At 61.8% G+C, this 14,685-nt stretch carries 19 protein-coding genes and 1 pseudogene; 8 read left to right on the top strand and 12 right to left on the bottom strand.

What is annotated here, in order from left to right:
* Positions 1 to 46: 46 nt before the first annotated feature.
* From NJC38_RS24240 to nrdR, 10 genes and pseudogenes are all read right to left on the bottom strand, one after another.
* Positions 47 to 533, bottom strand: a pseudogene (locus NJC38_RS24240) (MFS transporter).
* Positions 530 to 1,147: a GTP cyclohydrolase II gene (gene ribA, locus NJC38_RS24235; protein WP_045483968.1), complete on the bottom strand. Its 618-nt coding sequence runs from the start codon at positions 1,145 to 1,147 to the stop codon at positions 530 to 532. The pseudogene NJC38_RS24240 and the gene ribA overlap by 4 nt, the downstream one beginning before the upstream one ends.
* 95 nt (positions 1,148 to 1,242) lie before the next feature.
* Positions 1,243 to 1,752 carry a phosphatidylglycerophosphatase A gene (locus tag NJC38_RS24230; RefSeq protein WP_253117400.1) on the bottom strand — a complete coding sequence of 170 codons (510 nt, stop codon included), beginning with the start codon at positions 1,750 to 1,752 and terminating at the stop codon, positions 1,243 to 1,245.
* Positions 1,749 to 2,714 (bottom strand): thiamine-phosphate kinase, encoded by a 966-nt coding sequence (gene thiL, locus NJC38_RS24225; RefSeq protein ID WP_253117399.1) that lies wholly within the window; start codon positions 2,712 to 2,714, stop codon positions 1,749 to 1,751. The genes NJC38_RS24230 and thiL overlap by 4 nt, the downstream gene beginning before the upstream one ends.
* A 26-nt stretch (positions 2,715 to 2,740) precedes the next feature.
* Positions 2,741 to 3,238, bottom strand: coding sequence for a transcription antitermination factor NusB (gene nusB, locus NJC38_RS24220; protein WP_045483978.1), 498 nt, complete (start codon positions 3,236 to 3,238; stop codon positions 2,741 to 2,743).
* Positions 3,235 to 3,711, bottom strand: a complete 477-nt coding sequence (gene ribE / locus NJC38_RS24215; RefSeq protein ID WP_045483981.1) for a 6,7-dimethyl-8-ribityllumazine synthase — start codon at positions 3,709 to 3,711, stop codon at positions 3,235 to 3,237. Before ribE ends, nusB begins: the two co-directional genes overlap by 4 nt.
* A 273-nt stretch (positions 3,712 to 3,984) precedes the next feature.
* A complete protein-coding gene (ribBA, locus tag NJC38_RS24210; RefSeq protein ID WP_045483984.1) occupies positions 3,985 to 5,076 on the bottom strand; it encodes a bifunctional 3,4-dihydroxy-2-butanone-4-phosphate synthase/GTP cyclohydrolase II in 1,092 nt (363 codons plus the stop codon).
* Between the two features lie 16 nt (positions 5,077 to 5,092).
* Positions 5,093 to 5,755 (bottom strand): riboflavin synthase, encoded by a 663-nt coding sequence (locus NJC38_RS24205; protein ID WP_045483987.1) that lies wholly within the window; start codon positions 5,753 to 5,755, stop codon positions 5,093 to 5,095.
* A gap of 57 nt (positions 5,756 to 5,812) precedes the next feature.
* Positions 5,813 to 6,949 carry a bifunctional diaminohydroxyphosphoribosylaminopyrimidine deaminase/5-amino-6-(5-phosphoribosylamino)uracil reductase RibD gene (gene ribD / locus NJC38_RS24200; RefSeq protein ID WP_253117398.1) on the bottom strand — a complete coding sequence of 379 codons (1,137 nt, stop codon included), beginning with the start codon at positions 6,947 to 6,949 and terminating at the stop codon, positions 5,813 to 5,815.
* A complete protein-coding gene (gene nrdR, locus NJC38_RS24195) occupies positions 6,946 to 7,410 on the bottom strand; it encodes a transcriptional regulator NrdR (RefSeq protein ID WP_045493887.1) in 465 nt (154 codons plus the stop codon). The genes ribD and nrdR overlap by 4 nt, the downstream gene beginning before the upstream one ends.
* 163 nt (positions 7,411 to 7,573) lie before the next feature.
* Between nrdR and NJC38_RS24190 the strand changes: the two genes are divergently transcribed.
* The 3 genes from NJC38_RS24190 to trxA are packed head-to-tail and all read left to right on the top strand — an operon-like array spanning position 7,574 to position 9,609.
* Positions 7,574 to 8,023, top strand: coding sequence for a hypothetical protein (locus NJC38_RS24190; RefSeq protein WP_253117397.1), 450 nt, complete (start codon positions 7,574 to 7,576; stop codon positions 8,021 to 8,023).
* A complete protein-coding gene (locus NJC38_RS24185) occupies positions 8,020 to 8,694 on the top strand; it encodes a 50S ribosomal protein L11 methyltransferase (RefSeq protein ID WP_253117396.1) in 675 nt (224 codons plus the stop codon). The genes NJC38_RS24190 and NJC38_RS24185 overlap by 4 nt, the downstream gene beginning before the upstream one ends.
* 39 nt (positions 8,695 to 8,733) lie before the next feature.
* Positions 8,734 to 9,609 carry a thioredoxin gene (trxA, locus tag NJC38_RS24180; protein ID WP_045483998.1) on the top strand — a complete coding sequence of 292 codons (876 nt, stop codon included), beginning with the start codon at positions 8,734 to 8,736 and terminating at the stop codon, positions 9,607 to 9,609.
* Here trxA and NJC38_RS24175 read toward each other — a convergent pair.
* Positions 9,603 to 9,977 (bottom strand): hypothetical protein, encoded by a 375-nt coding sequence (locus tag NJC38_RS24175; protein WP_253117395.1) that lies wholly within the window; start codon positions 9,975 to 9,977, stop codon positions 9,603 to 9,605. The genes trxA and NJC38_RS24175 overlap by 7 nt on opposite strands.
* A gap of 133 nt (positions 9,978 to 10,110) precedes the next feature.
* Between NJC38_RS24175 and NJC38_RS24170 the strand changes: the two genes are divergently transcribed.
* From NJC38_RS24170 to NJC38_RS24150, 5 genes are all read left to right on the top strand, one after another.
* Positions 10,111 to 10,713, top strand: coding sequence for a DUF2796 domain-containing protein (locus NJC38_RS24170; RefSeq protein WP_253117394.1), 603 nt, complete (start codon positions 10,111 to 10,113; stop codon positions 10,711 to 10,713).
* A 66-nt stretch (positions 10,714 to 10,779) separates the two neighbouring features.
* Complete coding sequence (locus NJC38_RS24165; RefSeq protein ID WP_253117393.1) at positions 10,780 to 11,487, top strand: ABC transporter ATP-binding protein; 708 nt, start codon at positions 10,780 to 10,782, stop codon at positions 11,485 to 11,487.
* A 1-nt stretch (position 11,488) separates the two neighbouring features.
* Positions 11,489 to 12,754: an FtsX-like permease family protein gene (locus tag NJC38_RS24160; RefSeq protein ID WP_045484010.1), complete on the top strand. Its 1,266-nt coding sequence runs from the start codon at positions 11,489 to 11,491 to the stop codon at positions 12,752 to 12,754.
* Between the two features lie 11 nt (positions 12,755 to 12,765).
* Positions 12,766 to 13,287 (top strand): DUF3299 domain-containing protein, encoded by a 522-nt coding sequence (locus NJC38_RS24155; protein WP_045493890.1) that lies wholly within the window; start codon positions 12,766 to 12,768, stop codon positions 13,285 to 13,287.
* A gap of 149 nt (positions 13,288 to 13,436) precedes the next feature.
* A complete protein-coding gene (locus NJC38_RS24150; RefSeq protein WP_253117392.1) occupies positions 13,437 to 14,123 on the top strand; it encodes an OmpW family outer membrane protein in 687 nt (228 codons plus the stop codon).
* 60 nt (positions 14,124 to 14,183) lie between these two features.
* Here the strand turns inward: NJC38_RS24150 and NJC38_RS24145 are convergent, their stop codons facing one another.
* On the bottom strand, positions 14,184 to 14,663 hold the full coding sequence (locus NJC38_RS24145; protein WP_253117391.1) for a hypothetical protein: 480 nt from the start codon (positions 14,661 to 14,663) through the stop codon (positions 14,184 to 14,186).
* Positions 14,664 to 14,685: the final 22 nt, after the last annotated feature.

Here is a 14,685-nt window from a genome sequence, read left to right as displayed (position 1 = left end):
GGCTTCAGCCGCGAACGATCCGGTTCGGTGTATCGATCATTACCGCTTAGGCCGCAGGCTGCGGCGGCACCAGACGTGGAATACGGTACAGGAACAACAATCCGATACTGGCAAACGCCAGCAGGAACACCAGCGCGGCGTTCAGGCTGAACAACACGCCAATCGCCGCAAACCACGCCGGGGTACTGGCCGCCAGAAACGCGATACGCCGCACCGCCGCCAGGTTCAGCCAGGCAGCGGGTTCCTGCGGTGTATCCAGGTGAGTACGGGTGGTTTCCAGCGCACGCTTGTAGACGCCATGGGTCCTGACGCTGATCAACAACGACCCAGCGCCCATTGCAAACAACAGCAACGCCATGGGTCCTGACGCTGATCAACAACGACCCAGCGCCCATTGCAAACAACAGCAACGCCATGATCCCCGGCTCCGAAGCCTTGAAGAACAGGCAGGCGAGCAGCAGCGGCGCAAGGGTCAGGCCCAGTTGCCGCCACCAGGCCAGCTCCAGTCGCTGATACACCTCGCCCCGGGTCACGCCGGATCGACCTCGCTCTGATGCTCATTGCCCATCATATGGCCCAGCTTGCCGGCCTTGGTAGCCAGGTACAGCTTGTTATGCGGATTGCGCCCGGTGTGCAGCGGCACCCGCTCGGCAACCTTGATGCCCATGTCGGTCAGCGCCTTGACCTTGCGCGGGTTATTGGTCATCAGCCGTAGCGACTCCACGCCAAGGTGCTCAAGCATCGGCAGGCAGATGCCGTACTCACGCATGTCGGCGGCAAAGCCCAGGCGCTCGTTGGCCTCGACGGTATCGGCACCACCATCCTGCAGCTCATAGGCGCGGATCTTGTTCATCAGGCCAATACCTCGGCCTTCCTGGCGCAAATACAGCAACACACCACGGCCTTCTTCAGCAATCGCCCGCAGGGCTGCTTCGAGCTGGGAGCCGCAATCGCAACGCTGGCTGAACAACGCATCACCTGTCAGGCATTCGGAATGCACCCGGCCGAGCACAGGCGCGCCATCGGCGATCTCGCCAAGGCTCAGGACAACGTGTTCACGCCCGGTGGCCGACTCAAGAAAGCCGTGCATGGTGAATTGCGCAAAAGGCGTGGGCAATTTGGAAGCGGCGACAAAAACGACGGGCACCCTGTGCTCCTAAATGTGAAATCAGGCAAGCCGGCATTGTAACAGCAGGTTTGACACTCGCTTATGCCGAATTTTCGTACGTCAATATCAGAAAACTAGATTAAGTCGACGATCCACACCAGCCCTTGTAGCGACAACCAGGCCATCACACCGGCCAGTACGTCGTCGAACATGATGCCGGTGCCGCCCTGGATATTCCGGTCGCACCAGCAAATGGGCCAGGGTTTAAGAATGTCGAAAAACCGAAACAGCACAAAACCTGCGAGCAGCCAGTGCCAGCCCTCGGGAACCAGCCACAGGGTGATCCACATGCCGGCAATCTCATCCCAGACGATGCCTTCATGATCGTGCACGCCCAGATCATCGGCGACTCTGCCACACAGCCAGCAACCGAAGATCAGGGTGATCGCCAGCATCAGGCCGTAGCCCCAGCCCGGCAGCATCTGCCACAGCGGAATGAACGGCAGGGCGATCAGCGAACCCCAGGTGCCCGGTGCCTTGGGCAGGGTTCCGGTACCGAAACCAAACGCCATGAAATGCCAAGGGTTGGTCCATACCGAAGGCGGCACGTACTCGGCAGAAATCTTGTCGGGATTGTTATTCACTGTGAATCTCGAAAATGTTGATAACCGCGCACTGCCGGGGTGATGTCCTGGCCGTCTCGGTCGATCAGCGCAACGCCTTCGCCGGCAGTCACCTGACCGATGACAGTGATCGGCCAACCAGCGGCTTGCAAGCCGGCCAACTGAGGGGCTGGCAGAGTAAAAGCCAGGACATAATCGTCACCGCCGCTCAGGGCTGCCTGTTGCGCAGCAACGTCGCCCAACAGGTCGAGCAGTGCACTGGACATCGGCAAACAGTCGCGTTCAACCAGCAGGCGCACGCCTGACGCCTTGGCGATATGCCCGCAGTCGGCCAGCAAGCCGTCGGAAATATCCAGCGCGGCCGTGGCCTTGCCGCGCAGGGCCATACCCAGCGCCAACTGCGGTTGTGGCGACCAGTAGCGGGCCAGCAGTGGCTCGCTGACAGCAGGCTCAGTGCTGCGCTCGCCCAGCACCAGCGGCAAGGCGCCCGCCGCATCGCCCAACGCCCCGCCGACACACAGCAGCTCGCCAATCTGCGCGCCGCCACGGGTCAGCGCCTGGCCGCCAGGCACAGCGCCAAAAACTGTCAGGGTCAGGCTCAGCGGGCCACGGGTGGTGTCGCCACCGATCAGGCGCAGCCCGCAGTCTTCGGCCATCCGATTGAGACCTTCGGCAAAGGCTTTGAGCCAGTCGGCCGTGAAGTCAGGAAGGGTCAGCGCGAGGGTGAAGCCAATCGGCCGGGCGCCCATCGCCGCCAGGTCGCTGGCGGAAACACCCAGGGCGCGCTGGCCAAGCAGGAACGGATCACAGACAACCGGAAAGTGCACCCCGGCCACCAGGGTGTCGGTAGACACCGCCAGTTGCTCGCCCGCCGCCAGGCTGAGCAAGGCGCAATCGTCACCGATGCCCAGCGCGACCGACTCGCCGGGCCGCGCACAGGGCGCGGCGGCGAAGTAGTGACGGATCAGTTCAAACTCACCCATGACAGCCTGCCTTATCGACAAGCCGATCAGCGCTTGTGAGCTTTGACTTCAGCAGCACGCAGGCTTGGCGCCAGTTTGTCCAGCACACCGTTGACGAACTTGTGGCCGTCAGTGGAGCCGTAGACCTTGGCCAGTTCGATCGCTTCGTTGATCACCACGCGATACGGCACGTCGATGCGACGCAGCAGTTCGAAGGTGGACAGCCGCAGCACGGCCAGTTCAACCGGGTCGAGTTCTTCGATGGTCAGGTCCAGGCACGGCTTGAGCGCGGTGTCGATCTCGCCCTTGTGGCTGGCCACGCCGTGCAGCAGTTCGCGGAAATAACCGCCGTCAACATTGCTGAAGTCGTTATCGACGCGAAACTGCGCTTCGATCTCGTTCAGCGAATGACCGGCCATCTGCCACTGGTACAACGCCTGGGTCGCCAGTTGCCGTGCTTCGCGGCGCTTGGCGGACTTGCTCTTGGCGACGTCCGGTGACTTGGGTTCGCGCGGGTTGAACTTGTCGCTTTCGTCGGAAATCACTTGGCCTCCAACTGCGCCAGCAGGCTGACCATTTCCAGAGCCGACAAGGCCGCTTCAGCGCCTTTGTTACCGGCCTTGGTGCCGGAACGCTCGATGGCTTGCTCGATGGTGTCGACAGTCAACACGCCGAAGGCAACCGGTACGCCGAACTCCATGGAGACCTGGGACAGGCCCTTGACGCATTCGCCGGCCACGTATTCAAAGTGCGGGGTACCACCGCGAATCACCGCGCCCAGAGCAACGATGGCGGCAAATTCGCCGCGCTGGGCGACTTTCTGTACGACCAGCGGGATTTCGAAGGCACCCGGCGCGCGGATGATGGTGATGTCGCTTTCTTTGATGCCGTGGCGAACCAGCGCATCGATAGCACCGCTCACCAGGCTTTCCACTACGAAACTGTTGAAACGGCCAACCACAAGGGCGTAGCGGCCTTGTGGTGCGATGAAGGTACCTTCGATGGTCTTCAGGGTCATGCGCTTGAGTCCCGTATAAAGAGCGGGTTCGCCTCAGTGGCGAACATTGAAAATGTCAGGGCACCTCTAAAAACTACCTGCGTTGCCATCGCAGCATTGAAAACCGGCTCAAAATGCTCATTTACACCCCGTAAACTCCGCTTTCTCGCCGGTTCTCGCCTTGCGCTGACTGCCTCGCCTACATTTTTCGAGGTGCCCATTAGGTCATCAATCAAAAAGCACGACGCGCAGACGGCAAAAACCTGGGTTTTTGCTCTATCTGCGCGCGAGTTGTCATTCCGATGGCACGTATTCTACAACTTCCAGATCAAAACCGGATATCGCATTGAACTTCATTGGCGAACTCATCAGGCGCATCTTGCGCACACCGAGGTCGCGCAGGATTTGCGAACCGGCGCCCACCGTGCTGTAAGTGCTCGGCAACTTGATCGGCTGTTGCCCGGCGGTTTCCCGAATATGCGCCAACAGCACATCGCCATCAAGCGGGTGACCGAGCAGCAGCACGACACCGCTGCCGGCCTCTGCCACGGCTGCCATGGCGGCGCGCAGGCTCCAGCGGCCGGGCTGTTTGACCAGCAGCAGGTCGCGCAGCGGGTCCATGTTATGGACCCGCACCAGAGTCGGCTCTTCGGCGCAGATCTTGCCCAGGGTCAGGGCCAGATGCACTTCGCCTTCGACCGAATCACGGTAGGTCACCAGGTTGAAGTGCCCCACTTCGCTGTCCATCGGCTGCTCGGCAATCCGCTGAACGGTACGTTCGTGGGTCATGCGATAGTGAATCAGGTCGGCAATGGTGCCGATCTTGATGTCATGTTCAAGGGCGAAAGCTTCCAGCTCGGCGCGACGCGACATGGTGCCGTCGTCGTTCATGATTTCGCAGATCACCCCGGACGGCTCGAAACCGGCCATCCGCGCCAGGTCGCAGGCGGCCTCAGTGTGCCCGGCACGCGCCAGGGTGCCGCCAGGCTGGGCCATCAGCGGGAAGATATGGCCGGGGCTGACGATGTCTTCAGCCTTGGCATCCCTGGCCGCTGCCGCCTGCACAGTGCGCGCACGGTCGGCCGCAGAGATGCCGGTGGTCACGCCTTCGGCGGCTTCGATGGACACCGTGAACTTGGTGCCGAAGCCAGAACCGTTGCGCGGCGCCATCAGCGGCAGCTTGAGCGTTTCACAACGCTCGCGGCTCATGGGCATGCAGATCAGGCCGCGCGCGTAGCGGGCCATGAAGTTGATGTGCTCAGGCTTGACGCATTCGGCGGCCATGATCAGGTCGCCTTCGTTCTCGCGGTCTTCGTCATCCATGAGGATGACCATCTTGCCCTGACGAATGTCTTCGATCAGGTCTTCAATCGTGTTGAGCGCCACGCGGCACCCCCTTAATTCAGGATTTCAGGTAGCCGTTGGCGGCCAGAAAGCTTTCGGTGATACCGCCCTGGGTCGGTTCGGCGGCCTTGTCGCCCAACAGCAGGCGCTCCAGATAACGCGCCAGCAGGTCGACTTCAAGGTTGACCTTACGCCCCGGGCGGTAGTCAGCCATGATGGTCTCGGCCAGGGTGTGCGGCACGATGGTCAGCTCGAACTCGGCGCCATGCACTGCATTGACGGTCAGGCTGGTGCCATCGACAGTGATCGAGCCTTTGTGGGCGATGTATTTGGCCAGCTCACGCGGCGCACGCACGCGGAACTGGATCGCCCGGGCGTTTTCTTCACGCGAAACGATCTCGCCCACACCATCGACGTGACCGCTGACCAAGTGGCCGCCCAGCCGTGAGCTAGGGGTCAGGGCCTTTTCCAGGTTGACCCGGCTGCCGGTCTTGAGGTCGACGAATGCGGTGACATCGAGGGTTTCGCGGCTGACATCAGCCCAGAAACCGTCGCCTGGCAGTTCAACCGCGGTCAGGCACACGCCGTTGACCGCGATGCTGTCGCCGAGCTTGACGTCGCTCAGGTCGAGTTTGCCGGTCTCCACATACACCCGAACGTCGCCGCCTTTGGGAGTCAGGGCACGGATGCTGCCGATCGATTCGATGATGCCGGTAAACATGGGGATCCTCCGCAGGAACAGGCTGCACGCCAACAGGCGCCAGGGCAAAGCCGGAAATTATACGCCGCGTCTGGGCGCAGGCAGAGCAATGACGTGCCAATCGCTGCCGACTGCACGCATTTTCACGATATTGAGCTCCAGGGCTTCATCCATTCGCGACAACGGCAGATCCAGCAACGGCCTGGCGCTGGAGCCGAGGAACTTGCCGGCGATGAAGATCTGGTATTCGTCGACCAGGCCAAGCTGAGCGAAGGCCCCGGCCAGTCGCGGGCCGGCCTCGACCAACACTTCATTGGCACCGCGCGCGCCCAGCTCAAGCAGCAAAGCGCGTAAATCGACATGCCCCTGCGCAGCGGGCAGGCTGAGCAATTCATGGCCCTGCGCCTGATAGCGCGCCACGGCATCGGCGCCCGCCCAAGCCGCCACCAGCGCCGGGCCAGCCTGGAAGAAAGCGGTGTCCAGCGGCACTCGCAAGCGGCCATCGACCAGGACCCGCAATGGTGCCCGGCTGGCGGCCAGAGCGGTCTGCTCAGGGTCGAGAGCCAGTTGTTCGGGGCGCACTGTCAGCCGTGCGTTGTCGGTGAGTACGGTGTCGGCACCGCTGAGCACTACGCTCGATCGGGCGCGCAAACGCTGGACGGCGGCACGCGCCTCGGGACCGGTGATCCATTGGCTTTCGCCGCTGGCCATCGCCGTGCGCCCGTCCAGGCTCATGGCCAGCTTGACCCGCACATAAGGCAGACCGCTTTCCATGCGTTTGATAAAGCCTTTGTTCAGCTCACGCGCCTCGGCTTGCAGCACACCGCTGTGGACCTCTATACCGGCGTCGTGCAGACGCTGCAAGCCACGCCCGGCCACTTGCGGATTGGGGTCCTGCATCGCCGCCACCACCCGGCCCACGCCAGCCTTGACCAATGCGTCGGCGCACGGTGGGGTGCGGCCATGATGACTGCACGGTTCAAGAGTGACATAGGCGGTGGCCCCACGGGCCTGTTCGCCGGCCTGACGCAGGGCATGCACTTCGGCATGCGGCTCACCGGCCCGGACATGCCAGCCTTCGCCCACCACCTGAGCATCGCGCACGATCACGCAACCGACCCGCGGGTTGGGATGGGTGGAGTAACGCCCCTTGCGTGCCAGCTCCAGCGCGCGAGCCATGTAGCCTGCATCGAGTACCGCTTGCTGCGCGCTCATTCCTTGCCCGGCTCACGAGCCAGGCGCTCGATCTCTTCGCGAAATTCGTTGAGGTCCTGAAAGCGCCGGTACACCGAGGCAAAACGGATGTAGGCAATCTCATCGAGTTTTTGCAACTCGCCCATGACCAGCTCACCCACCACCAACGACTTGAGCTCACGCTCGCCGGTCGCTCGCAGCTTGTGCTTGATATGCACCAGCGCCGCTTCCAGGCGTTCAACACTGACAGGACGCTTTTCCAGCGCCCGCTGCATGCCGGCCCGCAGTTTTTCTTCATCGAAAGGCTGGCGTCTGCCGTCCTGCTTGATCAGCCGCGGCATGACCAGTTCGGCGGTCTCGAAGGTGGTAAAACGCTCGCCGCAGGCCAGACACTCGCGACGGCGACGGACCTGCTCGCCTTCGGCAACCAGGCGCGAGTCGATGACTTTGGTGTCATTGGCAGCGCAGAAGGGACAGTGCATGGTGGCAAGCCACTGAAAAAGGGGAGCGCCATGGTAGCGCATCTCGTCGCCAAGACAAGACTCAGAGCGCTGGACACAGCGCCACGGCAATATGAAACTGCCGTCACGTTTACCCGATGCCGGAGCCGTTGCGTGCTCCTCCACTGTTTTAGCTGGAGTATTCATGTCACCAAGACATTTCGCCGTGCTCGGCCTGGTTGCACTGCTGGGCGCCTGCAGCAGCAATGAAGCACCGGAGCCGACCCCGGCCCGCCCGGCGCCAGCCGTCGTCAAGAAGCCGGAAGGTCCAGGCCCGCTACTACCGCACCAGCGTGAATTGAGCGGCCAGTTGCTGGGCATCCCGGCAGGCGCAGAAGTCGAACTGGCGATTCTGGTGATCGATGAGCGCGGCCGGCCGCAAAAACTGCTGGCCAGTACCAAACTCCAGGGCAACGGCCAGTCGCTGCCGTTCCAGGTGCGCTTCAACCCCGAGGCGTTCCCGGTCGGCGCGCGGGTCGAGCTGCGCGGGCGTGCCAGCCAGTCCGGCCAGTTGATCCTGCATCTGCCTGCGCTGCGCATCGAGCAGCCCAATACCCAGGCACTCGGCCCGCTGCAACTCGTCAAGGCACCGTGAAGGCCCTGCAACACGCATTAAGCCAATTGCTCGGCGATGCCCGGCTGGTGGTCACGCCGCTGCCGGGCACCGACCTGAGCCTGTGGCTGATCGACGAGCAGAACATGGACCGGGCATTCAGCCCAGAAGAAACCCGGCGCATTCTCGAAGAGCCGCCCTACTGGGGTTTCTGCTGGGCCAGCGGCCTGGCACTGGCGCGCTTTCTCGCCGAACAGCCGCACTGGGTGGCCGGCAAGCGGGTGCTGGATTTCGGCTCTGGCTCCGGAGTGGCGGCCATTGCTGCGGCCAAGGCGGGGGCGCTGGAGGTGGTCGCTTGCGACCTTGACCCGCTGGCCCTTCATGCCTGCCGAACCAACGCCGCACTCAATGACGTGAAGCTCAGTTACTCGACAGACTTCTTTGCCGAGGCCGACCGCTTCGACCTGATTCTGGTCGCTGACGTGCTCTACGACCGCGCCAACCTGCCACTGCTGGATCATTTTCTCAGCCGTGGTCGCCAGGCACTGGTGGCTGACTCACGGGTGCGCGACTTTCAGCATCGGTCCTACCAGCGCCTGGCCAGCCTGCAGGCGCTGACCTTGCCGGACCTGGCCGAGCCCCATGAATTTCGCCATGTCAGCCTGTATCACGCCAGCCGCTCGGAGCACACAGCTTTCAGCAATGCCTTGTGACCTTTATAGTTGGCAGCATCCCGAGATGCGAGACGCGCAATGAGCCAGGACACGCCTTATATCTACGACGTAACCGTCGCCACCTTCGATCAACAGGTCATCGAGAAGTCCTTCCAGCAACCGGTACTGGTCGATTTCTGGGCCGAGTGGTGCGCGCCATGCAAGGTACTGATGCCGCTGCTGGCACAGATCACCGAGGGCTATCAGGGCAATCTGATACTGGCCAAGGTCAACTGCGACATCGAACAGGAAATCGTCGGCCGCTTCGGCATCCGCAGCCTGCCAACCATCGTGCTGTTCAAGGACGGCCAGCCGGTCGACGGGTTTGCCGGTGCGCAACCGGAGTCGGAAATCCGCAAATTCCTGGAGCCGCACGTGCAACTGCCGGCACCGGCGGCTGCCGACCCGTTGCAACTGGCCGGGCAACTGTTTGCCGAAAGCCGGTTTGCCGAAGCCGAAGCGCAGCTCAAGGTGCTGCTCAGTGAGGACAACAGCAACGCCAAGGGTCTGATCCTGTATGCACGCTGCCTGGCTGAACGCGGTGAACTGGGCGAGGCACGCACCGTACTGGATGCGGTCAACAGCGACGATGCACACAAGGCCGAACTGGCCGGTGCCAAAGCGCAATTGACCTTCCTCGGCCAGGCCGCGCAACTGCCGCAAAGCGCTGAGCTCAAGAGCCGCCTGGCGCAGAACCCGCAGGACGACGAAGCCGCTTACCAGCTGGCCGTCCAGCAACTGGCGCGCCAGCAGTACGAGGCGGCACTCGAAGGCTTGCTCAAGCTGTTTGTCCGCAACCGTGGTTACAGCGAAGGCCTGCCGCACAAGACCTTGCTGCAAGTGTTCGATCTGCTCGGCAATGACCACCCTCTGGTCACGACCTACCGTCGCAAGCTGTTCGCCGCACTTTATTGAACCCAGCTGTACAGCGGCGCATCAGCGCCGCTTTCGACCTTGACCTGGGCGTTGTGGCGTAGCCGCACCAGCAAGCGCTTGGCCGCTGCGGCGCTGCCGGCCAGGCTTTCAAGTTGCCCGAGCAGGTCCGGGCCGCTCAATGCACCGGCTTGTTGCAGCAGCTGTTGCGCTTGTTGCCACAGCCGGTCGTCCTGGTTGAGCGGCTGGCTGGTCGCCGTAGGCCGGGCGTCCTCGGGCGTCGCAACCTGCTGGCCATTGCCTGGCTGCGCGGTGCCGATCCCGGCAAACAACCTCGCCCAATCGCCTTCATCCATTTCAATCTCAAGGTCCACCGGCCACTGGCCGATGCTTCCGCGAATCCGCAGCATGGTCTGCCCCTTCCAACAATCAGATACGCATGCTCCCACAGCTGCCCTCGGCAGCGGCAAAAAAAACCGCTATCATCGCCGACCTCTGTTATAAGATTACATTACATTTCAAGTCATCCCGCCGGAGTCCGTTATGCGCCGTCTGTTGCTCGCCCTGCCCTTCGCCCTGTTGCCGCTGGCTTTCGCCCAGGCCGCAGCGGAGCACGATCATGACCATGAGCACGACCACGGCAGCCTGGGCGCCCACGAACACGGCGTCGGTCGCCTGGATGTGGTACTTGAAGGCAAGACGCTGCAAGTGCAATTCGAAAGCCCGGCGATGAACATCGTCGGCTTCGAGCACGCCCCGAGCAGCGCTGAAGACAAAGCCAAAGTCGCCAAGGCCCGCGAATATCTGCTCAAGCCCAACGCGCTGTTCAGCATCTCTGAAGCCGCCCATTGCTCGGCCCGTTCGGTGAAGCTGGAAAGCCCGCTGTTCGGCGACAAGCCAGATGACCATGACCACGCCAAGGATCACGATCACGCAAAACCGGCCGAGGGCGGCGAGCATGAGCACAGTGAGATCCACGCCAACTACATCTTCACTTGCGATGCACCGGCGATTCTGAAGAAACTTGACCTGAGCCAGGTCTTCAAGACCTTCCCTGACACCAAGAAGCTCCAGGTGCAGCTGATTTCTCCTGGCGGCCAGTCCGGTGCCGAGGTCATCGCAGCCAATCCGAGCGTCAAGTTCTGAGTCTGTGGCTGTATCAGCGACCGGGCTTGCCCGGTCGTTTCGTTTTCCCCATTTGAGAGTCAGGGCATGAACCAGGCACTTATCGAGCTGAGCGAACTGGGCTTTAACTGGCCCGGTCAACCACAGTTGCTGGACATCCCGGCTTTTCGTCTGGAGGCTGGCGAAACACTGTTTCTCAAAGGCCCCAGTGGCAGCGGCAAAACCACTCTGCTGGGCCTGCTGGGCGGTGTGCAGACGCCAGTCAGCGGCAGTGTCCGGCTGTTGGGGCAAGAGCTGACCGGGCTGTCAGCCGCCGCTCGCGACCGCTTCCGGGTCGACCACACCGGGTATATTTTTCAGCAGTTCAACCTGCTGCCGTTTCTGTCGGTGCGGGAGAACGTCGAACTGCCCTGCCACTTTTCCAAAGTCCGTGCAGGTCGCGCCAGCCAGCGTCATGGGTCAGTGGCCAAGGCCGCCAGCGAGCTGCTGAGCCATCTGGGCCTGCACGATGCGACCTTGCAGGAACGTCGCGCCGACTCGCTGTCGATCGGCCAGCAACAGCGGGTCGCCGCCGCCCGCGCATTGATCGGCCAGCCGGAGCTGGTAATCGCCGACGAGCCGACCTCGGCGCTGGACGCCGACGCCCGCGAGGCCTTCCTGCAACTGCTGTTCGCCGAGTGCCGCGCCGCCGGCTCCAGCCTGCTGTTCGTCAGCCATGACCAAAGCCTGGCGCCGCTGTTCGACCGCAGCCTGTCGCTGGCCGAACTCAATCGCGCCGCCGCCGTGGAGAATTGAGATGTATCTGTTTCGCCTGGCCATGGCCAGCCTGGCCAACCGCCGCTTCACCGCGTTTCTGACCGCCTTCGCCATCGCCTTGTCGGTGTGCCTGCTGCTGGCCGTGGAACGGGTACGCACCGAGACCCGCAGCAGCTTCGCCAGCACCGTCAGCGGTACTGATCTGATCGTTGGCGCCCGCTCCGGCTCGGTCAACCTGCTGCTGTACTCGGTGTTCCGCATTGGCAACGCGACCAACAATATTCGCTGGGAGAGCTTCGAACACTTCGCCCAGCATCGTCAGGTGAAGTGGGCAATTCCGATTTCCCTGGGCGACTCGCACCGCGGCTATCGGGTGATGGGCACCAGCGAGGCGTACTTCGAGCACTATCGCTACGGCCGCCAGCAACCGCTGGAACTGGCCCAGGGCCGCGCCTTCCAGACCGACCCTTTCGAGGTGGTGCTGGGCGCCGAGGTGGCCGAGGCGCTGCATTACCAGTTGGGCGACAAACTGGTGCTGGCCCATGGCGTGGCCACCATCAGCCTGGTCAAGCACGACGACAAGCCCTTTACCGTGGTGGGCATTCTCAAGCGCACCGGCACGCCGGTGGACCGCACCCTGCACATCAGCCTCGGCGGCATGGAGGCGATTCACATCGACTGGCACAACGGCGTACCCGCGCGCGGCAACCAGCAAATCTCCGCCGACCAGGCGCGCAATATGGACCTGACGCCCACGGCGATCACCGCCATGATGCTCGGCCTGAACAGCAAGATTTCGACCTTTACCCTGCAGCGTGAGGTCAACGAGTACCGGGGTGAACCGCTGCTGGCGATCCTGCCGGGCGTGGCCTTGCAGGAGCTGTGGAGCCTGATGGGCACGGCTGAGAAAGCGCTGTTCGTGATCTCGCTGTTCGTGGTGCTGACCGGGCTGATCGGCATGCTCACGGCCATCCTGACCAGCCTCAACGAGCGGCGCCGGGAAATGGCGATCCTGCGCTCGGTGGGCGCACGCCCCTGGCATGTCGCCAGCCTGCTGATTCTGGAAGCCTTTGCCTTGGCCCTGATTGGCGTATTGGCTGGGCTTGCGCTGTTGTATACCGGTATCGCCGCCGCCCAAGGTTACGTCCAGTCCGAATACGGTCTGTACTTGCCGCTTTCCTCGCCCAGCCAATATGAATGGAGCCTGCTTGCTGGCATTCTGGGCGCTGCGCTGGTGATGGGGGTGGTGCCCGCCTGGCGTGCCTATCGTCAGTCACTGGCCGACGGGCTTTCGATTCGTTTATGAGGATGTTGATCATGCGGCGCCTGCTGCTTGCCCTGTTGCTTTCGGTCCCCCTGTCGTCCTGGGCGGCCGAGCCCCGCGTGCTGACCTGGAACGACATGATTCCAGCAGACGCGCCGCCGGTGACGCCAATCACCCAGCCGATCCATGACCTGTCGAAAATGGCCGACGCGCTGAGCATGGAATCGGCCCCCGCCGCCCACCAGCAAGCCCCCGACGCGCCGGTGGTCAAAGCGCTGGACGGCAAACTGGTACGCCTGCCGGGTTATATCGTGCCACTGGAAGTCAGCGAGGAAGGCCGGGTAACCGAGTTTCTGCTGGTGCCGTTCTTTGGCGCCTGCATCCACGTACCACCGCCACCGGCCAATCAGATTGTGCATGTCACCAGCGAGCTGGGCGTGAAGGTCGAAGAGCTGTACCAGCCGTACTGGATCGAAGGGCCGATGCAGGCCAAACACACCAGCAGCGAACTGGCCGAGGCCGGCTACCAGATGGTGGCAGACAAGATTTTTGTCTACGAACTGTCGGATTCCTGAGAGGTCGATTTCAACGCAGTATTGCCGAGTACAGCCATTTTGTAGACACCCTCTGAGTGTCATCACACTTTCATTGAGCTGAGTCAAAACCGCGACGCAGACGCTTTTTTAACATGGCTCCAGACTTTTTAACCGCTCTGGAGCCTTTGATGAACAAGTCCCTGCTGTGCGCATCCCTTTGTGCATTCGCCCTCGCAGCCCCGCTGGTTGCCCATGCTCACCAGGCCGGTGATTTCATCGTGCGCGCCGGCGTTGCCCACGTCGACCCGCATGAAGACAGCGGTGAAGTGCGTCTGGATGGCAGCAAGGTTTCCGGCACCAAAGCCTCGGTCGATGGCGAAAACCAACTGGGCCTGACCTTTGCCTACATGCTGACCGAGCATGTAGGTATCGAGTTGCTGGCCGCTACACCGTTCAGCCACACCGTCTCGGTTCATGGCCTCGGCCCAGGTCTGGATGGCAAGCTGGCCGATATCAAGCAACTGCCACCAACCCTGTCGCTGCAGTACTACCCAATGGCCGCCTCGTCTGCCTTCCAGCCGTATGTCGGCGTGGGCATCAACTACACCAAATTCTTCGACACCGACCTGGCGGGTAACCGCAAGGACCAGGGCTTCAGCAACCTCAAGCTCAAGGACTCGGTGGGCCTGGCCGGTCAGGTGGGCGTGGATTACCAACTGACCGATCACGTCATGCTCAACGCCTCGGTGTGGTACGTGGACATCGACACCAAGGCCAGCGTCGACGGCCCGTCAGCGCTGAGTGTTGGCAAGACCAAGGTGGATGTGGATATCGACCCGTGGGTTTATATGGTGGGTGTGGGTTACAAGTTCTGAGTAATTGATTCAAATAAAGCCTTGCAAGAGCATAAGCTTGTGCAAGGCTTTAATACGCCGTCAGCCCGCTTCCGGCTTCAAGCCGATTTCAAAAAACTCGCCATCCAGCCAGCGCACAGCAAGTTTTTCGTCACGCTCGGTACCATCAGGCAGGATCAGCCGCCAGTTGTATAAAAGATAAGACTCAGGCCCCATACAACTTCCTGTCAACTGCACGCTAATCCACTGACCAATACACATGACAAGGATTCCTATGGGAGCAAAAAAGCCAGGATAAGAAAACATTAATTGGAATGAGGTCAACTTACCAGGATTGGCGTAGGTGGTTGGCTCCCCGAAAAACACGGAACAGATGCCACCCACAAGAGTCAGAGCACCCAGCAAAAGTATCCAGTTGCCTGCATTACCGAAGAACGTCTCATGCTTGGTAACTTCATTATAGTAATCACTGTAACCATCCATAAAACCTGTAACTTTATACTTCCCCGGCAACGCTGCCAGCTGAAGTCTACGCGAGCACACCTCCTCTCTATGCTCCATGAAGCATCCCTCTTAAAAAGAG

This window comes from Pseudomonas sp. 21LCFQ010 (genome assembly GCF_024129905.1).
Classification (GTDB): Bacteria; Pseudomonadota; Gammaproteobacteria; order Pseudomonadales; family Pseudomonadaceae; genus Aquipseudomonas.
Note: the sequence above shows the minus strand (reverse complement) of the source record. Positions and strands in the feature narration are given on the sequence as shown.

Excerpts from the sequence above, each read along its gene's own strand:
- thiL (WP_253117399.1), bottom strand. The coding sequence starts at position 2,714 with ATGGGTGAGTTTGAACTGATCCGTCACTACTTCGCCGCCGCGCCCTGT.
- ribE (WP_045483981.1), bottom strand. The coding sequence starts at position 3,711 with ATGACCCTGAAGACCATCGAAGGTACCTTCATCGCACCACAAGGCCGC.
- NJC38_RS24205 (WP_045483987.1), bottom strand. The coding sequence starts at position 5,755 with ATGTTTACCGGCATCATCGAATCGATCGGCAGCATCCGTGCCCTGACT.
- ribD (WP_253117398.1), bottom strand. The coding sequence starts at position 6,949 with ATGAGCGCGCAGCAAGCGGTACTCGATGCAGGCTACATGGCTCGCGCG.
- nrdR (WP_045493887.1), bottom strand. The coding sequence starts at position 7,410 with ATGCACTGTCCCTTCTGCGCTGCCAATGACACCAAAGTCATCGACTCG.
- NJC38_RS24190 (WP_253117397.1), top strand. The coding sequence starts at position 7,574 with ATGTCACCAAGACATTTCGCCGTGCTCGGCCTGGTTGCACTGCTGGGC.
- trxA (WP_045483998.1), top strand. The coding sequence starts at position 8,734 with ATGAGCCAGGACACGCCTTATATCTACGACGTAACCGTCGCCACCTTC.
- NJC38_RS24175 (WP_253117395.1), bottom strand. The coding sequence starts at position 9,977 with ATGCTGCGGATTCGCGGAAGCATCGGCCAGTGGCCGGTGGACCTTGAG.
- NJC38_RS24170 (WP_253117394.1), top strand. The coding sequence starts at position 10,111 with ATGCGCCGTCTGTTGCTCGCCCTGCCCTTCGCCCTGTTGCCGCTGGCT.
- NJC38_RS24165 (WP_253117393.1), top strand. The coding sequence starts at position 10,780 with ATGAACCAGGCACTTATCGAGCTGAGCGAACTGGGCTTTAACTGGCCC.
- NJC38_RS24160 (WP_045484010.1), top strand. The coding sequence starts at position 11,489 with ATGTATCTGTTTCGCCTGGCCATGGCCAGCCTGGCCAACCGCCGCTTC.
- NJC38_RS24155 (WP_045493890.1), top strand. The coding sequence starts at position 12,766 with ATGCGGCGCCTGCTGCTTGCCCTGTTGCTTTCGGTCCCCCTGTCGTCC.
- NJC38_RS24150 (WP_253117392.1), top strand. The coding sequence starts at position 13,437 with ATGAACAAGTCCCTGCTGTGCGCATCCCTTTGTGCATTCGCCCTCGCA.
- NJC38_RS24145 (WP_253117391.1), bottom strand. The coding sequence starts at position 14,663 with ATGGAGCATAGAGAGGAGGTGTGCTCGCGTAGACTTCAGCTGGCAGCG.